Here is a 12,175-nt window from a genome sequence, read left to right on the forward strand (position 1 = left end):
CATACGTAAACAACGTCCAAGATCTCCTTGGCCTAATTGTAAACAAAAAACGCGCTGCAGCTCGCCAACAGCAGTCAGGAATGTAAACAAGTTGGAGACTGGGTGCAGGCCGGTGATGTGATTGCCCTATGCGGCTCCACAGGTAAAAGCACGGGACCGCATCTCTGAGATTACAATTAATGAACGCCAATTTCTTGGTTCATCAGCTTTTTTTTAAACGCCGGAAAGGTCTCTGTCTTGAACGTTTCCTGCTCCGCAGGGTCGACCATTGCCATGTTGTAGGTGGTATGGCTGAATCCGATTCGGCGCAGCAGGCGATATTCCTTTCTCCGTGTAGCTTTCGCCGAATTCTCGCTCCACAAAGAGCATGGCCAGTTTTAGGGTCCAGGTATACTTGGCTTCAATGCCTACGTCGACGGGTCACTGGTTTGCAATGGTGTCCGCCAGCAGCTTTTCTTGCTCATCGGTAAGCGGCCGAGGTTTGCCAGGTGAATGGCCTAACGCAGGGCCTGAGCCGTTTAACAGGGCATCACATGTTTGATAACAAATGCTTGCACAGCTATTTGTTAACAAACAACCACTTTTGAATTGTTGGTGTAACAACTTAACGAGAAGTTTCATAGGCTGTTATATCATATGAAAGGTGGGGGAAATTAATTGAATAATGACACGAAGGATATCAATGACCTGACCTCAAAGGAATTGTTGGAAGTAGCCTACAAATTAAAAATGCTTGGCTACTTGCTATTCCAAGCCTCCTTGAAGAAAGCAGATCTATCCTCCGAAAAAAGAGAGGAGAGCATGTGTTGGAACAGTGAGGAGAATTGACATTTTTGATTTCTGTAAACTACATTATGTAGTTACAAGGATGTGAAAAGGATGGGTTTGAAAAAGTAAATTTGCAGCATTCTGGCCTAAATCATTTTTTTAGATATGAGGTTATGACCTCGCGGATCTTAGGCTCATCCTGTACAACCAAAACGGTTTTAATATGTTCACATCCTTTCGACATATTTTTTACTGATTTACAAAAAAAATACTGTTGATTTATTTCGCAAACACAGCCTTCTTGAATGCTCTCCCGGTAGCGTCAAGAAGTTTGTATAGTAAGATTATCCATCGGGACGGTGGATGGTATTTGGTTGTACGACTTCTGGTGGAGGGCTCAGCCCAAGCGAAGGCGCGGGAGCATAAAGCTCACTACCTATGCCCCTCGCATACCGCTCGCGGTACATGGTATCAAACGCTGCTTTAGTGTCTGGATCGACGAAGCCTCGTATGGCTCTGCTGGACCATTTTTCGTTGTAGTCCGTCGCCTGCAGATAGATGATTTTTCAGCTGCTTCAATGTTCGTCAAGCTGTTCATCGGTTTGAGGCGATTCCGGAGTTCTCTGTTCTTCCGCTCAATCGGATTTGTCGTGTAGATGGCAGGCCGAGTGAGCGCGGGATAATTGTAGAAGGTCAGAAGAGTCGGAAGTTGATCTTCCCAGGATTTCGCCTCCTTTGGGTACTGCTTACGGATAGATTTCCTGGAAGGCTTCCTCCAGACCCGGTAAGCCCGTCAAATACGCCGAGCAGTACCTCGGTCGCGCCCGTTTCTGAAGGTCTTTCAGCACCTCACGCCAGCCGTTTAGCTCTCATGACCGCCGACGTAGAAACCAAGAATTTGGCGAATACCCTTTTCGTCGATTCCCATGGCCAAGTACACGGCTTCGCTACTGACGGAGTTGCGTTTGAGTTTTACGTAAATCCAACAAGAGAAGTTCCAGTTTCTCTTGCAGCAGCTTTGTAACAGAATTTTTCAAGTAGATTGCTGTACATAGTTTCGGTTATAGTATTCATCGAGTAGGGCTCTTTCTTGGTGATCAAGCAATTCCGAGGATACCCTACTTTTTTATGTTTTGGATAGACTTCCGAATCATGGTACAAAACTATTGTACTTCATCGGTCTCCCTGTCAAAAAGGCTTATGCTCAATCCTAATCGGATTTAATTAGAGTACTGAACCGCCGTAAAGGAATCGTTTTTCCCAATGTGTATCTTCGATTTTATCAATGCGAACTCCTCCGGATTCTTTTGAATAAGTGTGGAGGACTTTTCCGTTACCCAAGTAATACGTTCGCTAAATTTATTCACATTCGAGTAGTTTGCTGGATTTGCCCCTTTATAAGACATAAAGAACATGATATCGCCAGGCTTTAGATCACGCCAGTTAGTGACCGTATTTCCCTTAATACGACATATTGACCTTGTTGGCGCGATTCAGCCGGGAGTTTAATACCGGCACCATCTATGAATGCTTGTCTTACAAAATCAGAGTAATCAAACCAATGCTTTGCACTTACCAGCAGATTCAACTTATCTTCGATCATTTTATTATTTAAAATGGTTAATTTGCTGATTATTACTGAATTTGTTGATGGAGCGCTTCTGAAGTTTACGGAGATATGAGCCAGCGTCTCCTGCATCTTCTCCTTCAGCTTAGCCTCGAAGCGGTAAACCGCCTGCTGGATGGTATGGATACGTTGTTGCGTGTGCATACCGCTTTGTCATCCAATAAGACCGGAAATGTAGGATCGGTATGCTCCAAATATGATGACCAGCATAGAGTCCCATTTTCGTTAACATGAGCAAACCAAACAAGAACATGACTGTAAACATGATTCTTAGCTTCCATACCGGGTTTGATCGGACCGAAGAAATGGTTAAGTCCCGATTGCTGCAAATTAAGTTTCTTGATTTTAACCGCATTCACTTCCTTTTCACTGCGAATTGTAGTCTATTTAGAACTTCACTGTCTCAAATTTTCGCAAGCAGGGGAGCAGAGGGCCATTTATGACAATATGGTTAACGGGTGCTCTTCAATTAAAGTTGCTCACAAGATCTACACATTCATCGTTTACGATAAGTTCGTACAACTTAATCCACATGAGGGGAGATCACAATGAAAAATAAATGGAAGCTCAAAAGCGCTGCAATTACCAGCGCATTAGCGATTTTATTAACAGGATGTTTCAACTCCGGTGGTTCTATGGACGGTATGAATCACTCGAACATGACTATGGACGGCGAATCTCCGCCAAGCAACGAATCATCAAGCCAAGAGGAGGCGTCTGGCCAAACTGGCAGGGTTGAAAGGTTAACCGGTAAAGAGTTTACCCTCACGGCAAAAATAAGCAATCAGGAAATTGCTCCTGGCAATACATTTCCGGTCTGGACCTTTAACAATTCCGTTCCCGGCCCAGAACTTCGTGTGCAACAAGGGGAAACTGTGGAAATTAATTTGATTAACGAATTGCCCGAACCTGTCACCATTCATTGGCACGGAATTCCGGTTCCGAATAACATGGATGGCATCCCCGGTGTGACACAAAATGCCGTTCAGCCAGGCGAGTCATTCACGTACGAATTTAAAGCAGAATTTCCGGGCACCTACTGGTATCACTCCCATCAAGACGGCGTGAATCAACTGGACCGGGGCTTATATGGGTCCTTTATCGTGGAACCGAAAGAGGGTAATTCGGTAGATAGGGATTATACGCTCGTGCTGGACGAATGGATGAGCTCGGGTATGGACATGTCCGGTATGGATATGTCGGATATGAACTCTGGGAATATGGACATGTCCGACATGGATCATGGTAACATGAATATTGACGATTCCATGGATATGGGACATGATATGAGCATGTATGACTTGTATACGATCAATGGTAAATCCGGCTCCCTCATTGACCCATTGGCAGTGAAAGAAGGCGAAGATGTGCGCATCCGCCTTGTCAATGCAGGATATATGTCGCATCAAATCCATTTGCACGGTCATGAATTTAAAGTCACCGCTGTGGATGGTCAACCGATTAACAGTCCAGGCATTGTACAAGATAACGTCATCACAATAGCTCCCGGAGAGCGTTACGATATCGAATTCGAAGCCAATAACCCCGGCCAATGGCTCATTGAAGGACATGGCGAAAATCAAGCCGTAAAAGGAATGAAAGCGACCATCGCTTACGAAGGAGCAGCGGTAGGCTCCGATCAACCGAACGAGTCCGTTCAACTGCCTGCAGTAGACATCAGTCGTTACGGTGAAGCCCGTAAAATGAGTTTTACACTAGATCAACAATACACGTTGGACTATACGATGGATCTGGGCACAAAAACTGAAAATGGAAAAACGGTCTATACGATCAATGGAAAGACATATCCGAATACCGATCCGATTCACGTGAAGAAGGGCGATACCGTGAAAGTCCGACTCATCAATAACTCGGAAAAAGATGACCATCCGATGCATCTTCATGGGCATTTTTTCCAAGTATTAAGCAAAGACGGTAAACCGTTAGAAGGCTCTCCTATTATAAAGGACACAATAAATTTAAAGCCTGGGGAAGAATACGTCGTGGCCTTCGAGGCAGACAATGAGGGCAATTGGATGTTCCATTGCCATGACTTGCATCATGCATCTGACGGTATGGTCACGGAACTGATGTATGCGGATTTCAAACCCGACTTTGTACCGGATCCGAATGCCGGAAACAAGCCTGAATAATTAGCTAAGGACACCCTTGTGGGTGTCCTTACTTATGATCGAGAAAAAGCAAGTCGAGGTTGTATAATATACAACAATGCGTATATACCTGAGCCGACCGCCATCGCGACCGTAAATCCCATGGACAGAGAGATCAGGACAGATAGAAGAGAGCCGACGACCGTCATCAGTCCATTAATGGCCCAGCTTGCTGCTATTTGCCGCCCTGTCATCCGGTTTAACCCATACGGAAATGGCATTCCCATAAAAAAGCCGAGAGGAATCAAAAACAGCACAGCTGCCGCGACCCGGTAAACCAAAGGCCAATAATAAGTTTGACCATCGTACCAAGACAAGCCAGCATGGATTCCGATTGCAAGAACGGCAACCCACAAAAGCGGTGTATATCGTTTGGACTGTGTTGTAACCCATTTCGCTGAAAGCAGGCTGCCAACCCCGCCAGCGAGCAGTAAAACCCCAAGCACGAGTACAAACGATAATGTCGGGTGGCCTAATGGTAGGATCAACCGTTGGATAAGCGTTGTTTCAATCATAATAAATCCCATAGCAATACCGGAAAAATAAGCAGCGCCTCCATAGGCGAAGTTCGTTCTTCGAATCAGCATCAAAACGATTAATACAGGTACCGCCGCTACCCAAAAAAGTGAGCGAGGCATTTCACCCGTTTTATTATAAAAAAATGGCTTATCGTCGCGATTCATGGATAGGGAGGGGGGGTGTTCAGCTGCCATCGCGGGCAAGAACGACAACTGATTGTTCACGTATGGAAGTTGAATCGGGATTTGTTGAATAGATTCCGCTTCAGCTTGAAGACGCCGAACGTCCCTTAATGAGAAAGCGTGCCTGTTTACAAGCAAAAGCGGCCGTGTGATTTTGGTTCCCCCCATCCCCCATACTTTATGACCAAGATGCTGATACGTACCGATCACGGCAATGTGATTGAATCGTTGGTCGTCAGGAATCCCCAACTTTTCAAGCGATTTTTCTGCCGCGGCGATAACTTTCATCAATTCAGACTCGTCATGCAATAAAAAAGCAAGTCTTCCGTTCGGTTTTAATTTATTCATGTACTCGTGAACGGCTTCTTCCGTAAAAATATAGTTTTCGGTTAATGCCAACCCCATCCCATTCTCTGATGCCTTCTTAACCAACGATAAATAAATCAAATCGTACATGTTTCCCGTTTTTCGGATATAATTTCTTCCATCGGATACGATTGCCGTCACACCCGGTTGGTGAAAGACGTCTCCGGAAATGGAGGAGAGCGCCTGTACGGCGCGAAAACTGCCAGCATTAATATCGACCGCTTCAATCTGTTCAAACCCCGCCAGTTGTGCGGTTAACACCTCTTGCCCTCCTCCGGCGCCAATAATCAAAGCCCGTTCATTCGCTATATCTTGAAAAGCTAAGTAGCCCGTTGTCGTTTGCAAATACTGAACCTTCTTCAAGTCGCCGGTGAATTTGGACATTGGGGATACCGCTCCGCCGTCTATCGTAATATAGAGCAAGTCCCCGTCCCCTGCATCGTAAACATCAGTACGTGCAAAAGAATTCCATTCCGAATAAACGATTTCTGCCTCTGTTTCATTCACAAATACATTCGACGGGCTAGTATCGTAAGTCCGAAAGGGAAGATCGCTTATGAAAGGCTGGGCTGAGAGAAAGAGTATCAACGCAAAGCTGACCATATAACGCTTTTTTACCCGGTATCTGTTCACGAAGCTGAAATTCAGTGAAAAGCTGACGAGAACCAGTAATGCCGATATCAAGCTTATCGTTTGCAGCGGGGTAACGACATTCATCAACCATATCGAACTAGCAGCGCCAATTCCGGCCCCGCTCAAGTCAGAGAAATATATCGCGCGAACATGTTCACGCTGTTCCTGAATGATCGCGGCCAGCAATGAACCACCTGCTAAAAAAGGAATGAAGGCCATCGGCGAATAAAACCAGAGTCCCACATAAGGCATCATGTACATAGCCAAGGTCGAAACGATGATGCAAAGCCCAAATAGGCCCAGTCCGATATAACGGAAGTTATAAAGCCCCCTTCCCGCTTTATAAGCCAAATAGCCTCCGAGTCCGATGCCGAGCGTGGCCAAGGAAATCGCCAAAAAGACAAAAGTGTAATCCAATATGGCCGAAAAAAAACGCGAGAGATAGACTTCATAAACTATAAAGGCAAATGCAGTACAAAATGTAAGCAACATGTCCTTCCGATCAGTCCGGTTAATAACTATCGCTCCTCTAATCGATATTTAGAAGCTTTGCATTAATGGCGACGATGATCGTGCTCATTGACATGAGGACAGCACCGACAGCCGGGCTTAATACAATTCCATACGAATACAAAGCACCTGCGGCGATTGGTATAGCAGCAATGTTGTATCCAGTCGCCCACCATAGATTTTGAATCATTTTACGGTAAGTTGCCTTGGATAATTTCATAATGCTTATGACATCTTTGGGGTTGCTCTTGACGAGAACAACGTCCGCTGTCTCAATTGCCACGTCTGTACCAGTCCCGATCGCGATTCCGAGATCGGCTTTGGCAAGCGCCGGTGCATCATTAACACCGTCCCCTGTCATCGCAGTCCGTAGACCTTCACCCTTTTGAACCTGTTCAATTTTATCCGATTTTTCATGAGGCAATACTTCAGCGAAAATTTCATCCAAGCCAAGTTGGTCCCCTACATATTGCGCTACCTTTTTGTTGTCTCCCGTCAGCATGATCGATTTGATATTCATATGTTTCAATTCCCTTACTGCTTCTTTCGCGGTTTCGCGCACGATATCAGCAAGGGCAATCATACCGGCGAGTTCGCCATTGATCAGTGTAAATACGACTGTTTTTCCTTCTTTCGACCACTCATTAAATTGAAGCTCATCAAAAGTAATATGCTGCTCGATTACGAAACCGGGGCTAACAACCATGACTTCTTTTCCTTCAACCGTTCCGCGAAGTCCCTTCCGGTCAGAGATTCAAAATCGGCCACTTTAATAAGATCAATCCCATCATCCTTAACTTTCGCGATGATGCCGCGGGCAAGGGGATGTTCGGATTGCGCTTCTACTGCAGCGGCATAGCTTAGAACTTCATTTTCCGTGTAGTCTCCTGCTGGGAGAACATTTGATACGCCAAACTCCCCTTTTGTTAACGTGCCTGTTTTGTCAAACACAACGGCATCAATATTGCGCGCGCCTTCAAAAGCGACACGGTTGCGAATCAGCAATCCTTTCTTCGCCGCAATGGAAGTCGAAACCGCCACAACGAGCGGCGCGGCAAGCCCAAGCGCATGAGGACAAGCGATAATCAGCACTGTTACCGTTCTCTCGATCGCAAATGCGAAAGGATACCCAATGGATATCCATAGCATAAACGTAACAAAGCCTGCCGCTAAAGCGCCATAAAAGCCATCTTGCTGCACGGTTGGCTAGGTCTTGCGTACGTGACTTGGATTCCTGAGCTTTTCGCACGAGGTCGATCACTTGCGATAAATATGTTTCTTTACCGGTCTTCTTTACGGTTATAGTCAGTGATCCCTCTCCATTGATCGAACCGCCAATCGCTTCCGCGCCTGCACCTTTTTCAATCGGAACCGACTCCCCTGTAAGCATCGATTCGTCGATGGTCGATCTTCCTTCTATAATCTCACCATCAATCGGTACTTTTTCACCGGGTTTAACAAGTACTTTATCTCCCTGTTGCAATTTGCTCACATCAACATCGATAATGTTTCCATGTTTATCAATCAGATGCGCTTCTGACGGCATGAGCTTAGCGAGTTCTTCGAGTGCTTTTGACGCCCCCATGACAGAGCGCATTTCAATCCAATGTCCAAGTAGCATAATAAAAATCAGTGTCGCAAGCTCCCAGAAAAACTCACTTTCCGCCAATCTGAGAACTGCAGCAGAACTGTAAACATAGGCAACGACGATCGCCAAAGTTATCAAGGTCATCATGCCTGGATTTTATGGATAAGTTCGTCTTTTGCACCCATAAGAAACGGCCAGCCACCGTAGAAAAAGACAAATGATGACAGCCCAAACAATACGAACATATCGCCGGGAAAACGCCAGTCCACACTAAGAAACATTTGAATCATCGGCGAAATAAGTACAATCGGAATCGTGACGGCCAAAGTTATATAGAAGCGTTTTTTAAACTCTGTTACCATATGGCCATGATGTTTGTTATGGCTTTGATGTTCTTGATGAGCGCTTTTTTCCTGGCGATGCCCATCAGAATGATCTGAGTGGCGATGCCCATGATGGGTTTTTGCAATATGGTCAGTGGTAAGATGATTCATCATTGGGCCCTCCTATGAACAATTGTATCCTGTTCAACTATTTTCTACTATTTTGCCCGAATAAATGAATTTTTATTCCTATACCTGTAGTGATAAGTATTTCAGAAAAACGGGTAACTGGCCGTAAGCAAACATGCAGCCAATCCCTCAAGGGGACGGCTGCATGTAACGGATTCACCGTTATTGGATTAGTTGATTGATTGGCAATTTTTATCCAATTCAGGACTTGATCGTTGGATAGAAAAACGTCTTTTTTGAACGTTGTAAAAACAAGTTCTTCTTCATTGACCGGGTTCTGGGCAACATAGGCCGGGGCGTCTTCCGTTAGCTTCGGAATGGGCAGTGCATTCAACGAAAACGCTTGGGTCCATCGCAAACAATATCCGGTTTGGTTATACCCTCCAACATACAAAACGCCTTGCGGATTATACCGAAATCCGTACATCAGGGTTCGGCATGCGCTGGGGAAGGATGCATAACGGTGTAGACATTGCCGCAGCCGGAGATTCAACGGGGGCCAACATTGTGGCGTTCTCTACCGGATATGTCGAATTTAGCGGCGAATACGGTAGCTATGGATATACGGTCATTATTGATCATGGAAACGGGGTGAAGACCCTCTACGCTCATATGCTGGAACATGGGCGAATCCGTAAGGGAGTTCAAGTTAGGGCTGGGGAATCCATCGGCCTCGTCGGGAATACGGGAAATTCAACCGGACCGCATCTGCATTTTGAAATTCGTATGAACGGCGCTTCTGTCGACCCGTTGCCTTACCTTTTGCCATTTAATCCAATTATCACGGGCGGAAGTAACTTGTAAACAAGGCTACGACTCGCTCCGGAAGGATCAGCGGCGGCCACCTCTTCATAAGTAAACAACATCCTGGATCTCGATGTGTTTTTTGTAAACAAAAAACGCGCTGCAGCTCGCCGGCAGGCGCTGCAAATGTAAACAATAGGAGGCTGCTATGTATTTAGGTTATCGGTTCATTGAAAAGGGAGGGCGCTACCATCGGGGCGATCCGCTGGAAAGCGTAGAAGCCATCCATGTGTATGTGCAGCAGTACAAGAAGGACTTTCCGGAAATTCGCATTACTGATCATAACAGTTCGGATATATTGGTGCATGTGCTTGAAGGAAGGATTGATTTCCCGAAGCAATGGGCGTTGATGGAAATTCAAAGGGAATTTCTTGTCGAAGCCGATATGTTCAATGCCGTTGGATTCGCAGATGCAATGCGGCGATCGGGATTCGAGTGTGATCCACCGCGGACACCTATAGAAGCAGAAATGATACTCGGAGAGTGCTACCGATCACTTCCCCAAGAATAAGAATCGGATGTTTGCTACGATCTCGTTTCAATGTCATCATTCAGCGCCTTATCTCGCCTTTTACCTTTTTAATTAAGTTATTACGGGTGGGAAGTAACTTGTAAACAAAACCACCGCCTGTTCCGGACGGATCGGCGGTGGCCACAGCTCCAGATGTAAACAACTTCTGGGATCTCACTGACTTACTTATAAACAATTAACGGGCTGCAGCTCGCCGACAGTTGCAAAAAATGAAAGCAATAGAGCCTGCCAAACAAAAAATCTATATGTCGAATAATTACAGGTTTTGTCGAAAAAGAACTTCTCTTTTCTAAATTAGTTACAATGAGGAACGTATAGAATAAAAAAAGGAGGTATGGGTAATGGTTGCACATAAGGTGTTGCAAAATTTCTATCGTGAAATGAATACAAATCTAGAGTCAATTGTTCAACACTGGTTACCTCATAAATTAGAACTTCAAAAGCTTTATCAGAGTGCAAAATTTTTCAGCGATGATTTTAATAATGCCATAATTGTAGGAGTAGGCAAAGGTTACGATTTACCTTTATCTGAAATCGTAAATAACTATGAGTCAATTGACTTTTTAGACGTTGATAGAATTACCCTTACTGAGACCAAGCAGAAATTTGATGAGCAATCGCAAGGAAAAATAAATCTAATAAATGAAGACATTGTTGCACTGCAAATGGACAAAATACAAGAAATCATAAGTTGTCTTTTTATCAATAATACTGCCGCTGAGAGATTACTATCTGCATTGATAAGAGACCTCCAGGTTCCGAAAATAAACAATGGGCAAGAAACTTATTCCTTAGCATTGTCCTCCACGGTCTCTACTCAACTAATTATCCCTTTTGTTCAAACGGTCGAAGAAACTCAACATAACGGACTAATTACGCTTGCTAAACAATTTGGTGATATCGTAGCTGAAATGCACGTCCAGCAGGTATGGCAACTTTTAAAAGAAGAGTCGGGAGTAGGCGTTTTAACTTCAGAGCAATACGCTTGGGGATTCATCGATTCTAATACAATGCTGCCTCTTAATGGATTAGTCGGTACTGCCGAATTAATGCTTGATGAAACAATACAAAATCAAATCGAACATAAGGGGGGAACTTATTTTATTAATGGAAGAATAACGAGCGAAATGATTAACAAGTATATTCCCGCAAAAAATCGCTTGTTAACAAAGCAATGGCTTTGGCATTTTAGTGAGAACTTAACCTACCTTATCAAAGGATGGGTGATAAGTAAGTAATACAGAGAATGTATGGCGTATTAGATTTGAATGCTTTTCACAGTAGAAAAGCCGTCTGCTTACTTTAGAGCAAACGGCTCCTTGTATTTTTCAAAACCCATCGAATATTTGGAATCACATTTGCGTTATGAGTTCTCGAAGATGCTCTCTAGCTCTTGACAGTCGTTTGTATGTAGCGTTCTCTGTTATATCAACGATTTCACCGATTTCTTTACAACTTTTGTCTTCCGCATAAAATAAATTAAGCACTTGCCGGTTAGTAGTTCCGAGTTCTTTGAGAGCCTCATATAACCCTTCTAGTCTCCACTTTTCTTCTAAGACTGATTCCACGGCGTTTTCCTCAAATACCTCATAGAGAGGGCCAATAGCGGCAAGCTGTTCTTTTTCTCTGTTGGTCTTTCGTATAAAGTCAATGGCAGTAGTGTAAGCAACACGCTTCATCCAAGCAGGTATGTTTTCAATGGATAGAAGATGAGGTGCTTTTAGTATGACTTTTAAAAAACTTTCGTGAATCAAATCTTCAGTGAGTGCGTGATCGGCAATCAGAGCATATAAGTCTTTGTAAACGAAGGTACGGTATCTTTTGTAGATGCTTTCCTGTTGGTCTTTTTCCAATTCATCATACGGCCTGTTCAATAAATCAAACCATTTCTTCTCCATTAATGGGCGCGCTCCTCCCCAATTTGTTGTTGAATGGTTCTTATCATTTTCAGGATCAAGAGAGA

General features: G+C 44.4%; 8 protein-coding genes and 2 pseudogenes. 5 read left to right on the forward strand and 5 right to left on the reverse strand.

The window, feature by feature from the left end:
* Positions 1 to 54: 54 nt before the first annotated feature.
* Entirely contained in the window at positions 55 to 168 is a 114-nt protein-coding gene (locus ABC336_RS31635) for a M23 family metallopeptidase (protein WP_413242764.1), read from the forward strand.
* 1,049 nt (positions 169 to 1,217) lie between these two features.
* Here ABC336_RS31635 and ABC336_RS31955 read toward each other — a convergent pair.
* Positions 1,218 to 1,750 (reverse strand): annotated as a pseudogene (locus ABC336_RS31955) (transposase); the annotation flags it as partial.
* Between the two features lie 447 nt (positions 1,751 to 2,197).
* Positions 2,198 to 2,539 (reverse strand): hypothetical protein, encoded by a 342-nt coding sequence (locus tag ABC336_RS31650; RefSeq protein ID WP_413242723.1) that lies wholly within the window; start codon positions 2,537 to 2,539, stop codon positions 2,198 to 2,200.
* 404 nt (positions 2,540 to 2,943) lie between these two features.
* Between ABC336_RS31650 and ABC336_RS31655 the strand changes: the two genes are divergently transcribed.
* Positions 2,944 to 4,548, forward strand: coding sequence for a multicopper oxidase family protein (locus ABC336_RS31655; RefSeq protein WP_413242724.1), 1,605 nt, complete (start codon positions 2,944 to 2,946; stop codon positions 4,546 to 4,548).
* A 32-nt stretch (positions 4,549 to 4,580) separates the two neighbouring features.
* Here the strand turns inward: ABC336_RS31655 and ABC336_RS31660 are convergent, their stop codons facing one another.
* On the reverse strand, positions 4,581 to 6,758 hold the full coding sequence (locus ABC336_RS31660; RefSeq protein ID WP_413242725.1) for a spermidine synthase family protein: 2,178 nt from the start codon (positions 6,756 to 6,758) through the stop codon (positions 4,581 to 4,583).
* A 37-nt stretch (positions 6,759 to 6,795) separates the two neighbouring features.
* Positions 6,796 to 8,858 (reverse strand): annotated as a pseudogene (locus tag ABC336_RS31960) (copper-translocating P-type ATPase).
* Between the two features lie 342 nt (positions 8,859 to 9,200).
* On the opposite strand from ABC336_RS31960, the gene ABC336_RS31680 reads away from it, so the two are divergent.
* The 3 genes from ABC336_RS31680 (at position 9,201) to ABC336_RS31690 (ending at position 11,450) form a co-directional block, all read left to right on the forward strand.
* Entirely contained in the window at positions 9,201 to 9,680 is a 480-nt protein-coding gene (locus tag ABC336_RS31680; RefSeq protein WP_413242727.1) for a M23 family metallopeptidase, read from the forward strand.
* 148 nt (positions 9,681 to 9,828) lie between these two features.
* The gene (locus ABC336_RS31685) at positions 9,829 to 10,191 is read left to right on the forward strand and encodes a hypothetical protein (protein WP_413242728.1); all 363 of its coding nucleotides are present in this window, start codon (positions 9,829 to 9,831) and stop codon (positions 10,189 to 10,191) included.
* A 362-nt stretch (positions 10,192 to 10,553) separates the two neighbouring features.
* Positions 10,554 to 11,450: a hypothetical protein gene (locus ABC336_RS31690; protein WP_413242729.1), complete on the forward strand. Its 897-nt coding sequence runs from the start codon at positions 10,554 to 10,556 to the stop codon at positions 11,448 to 11,450.
* Between the two features lie 114 nt (positions 11,451 to 11,564).
* Here ABC336_RS31690 and ABC336_RS31695 read toward each other — a convergent pair whose 3' ends face one another.
* On the reverse strand, positions 11,565 to 12,110 hold the full coding sequence (locus tag ABC336_RS31695) for an RNA polymerase sigma factor (RefSeq protein ID WP_413242730.1): 546 nt from the start codon (positions 12,108 to 12,110) through the stop codon (positions 11,565 to 11,567).
* Between the last annotated feature and the right edge of the window lie 65 nt (positions 12,111 to 12,175).

Source organism: Paenibacillus jepli (genome assembly GCF_047238105.1).
In the GTDB taxonomy this organism is placed as follows: Bacteria; Bacillota; Bacilli; order Paenibacillales; family Paenibacillaceae; genus Paenibacillus_D.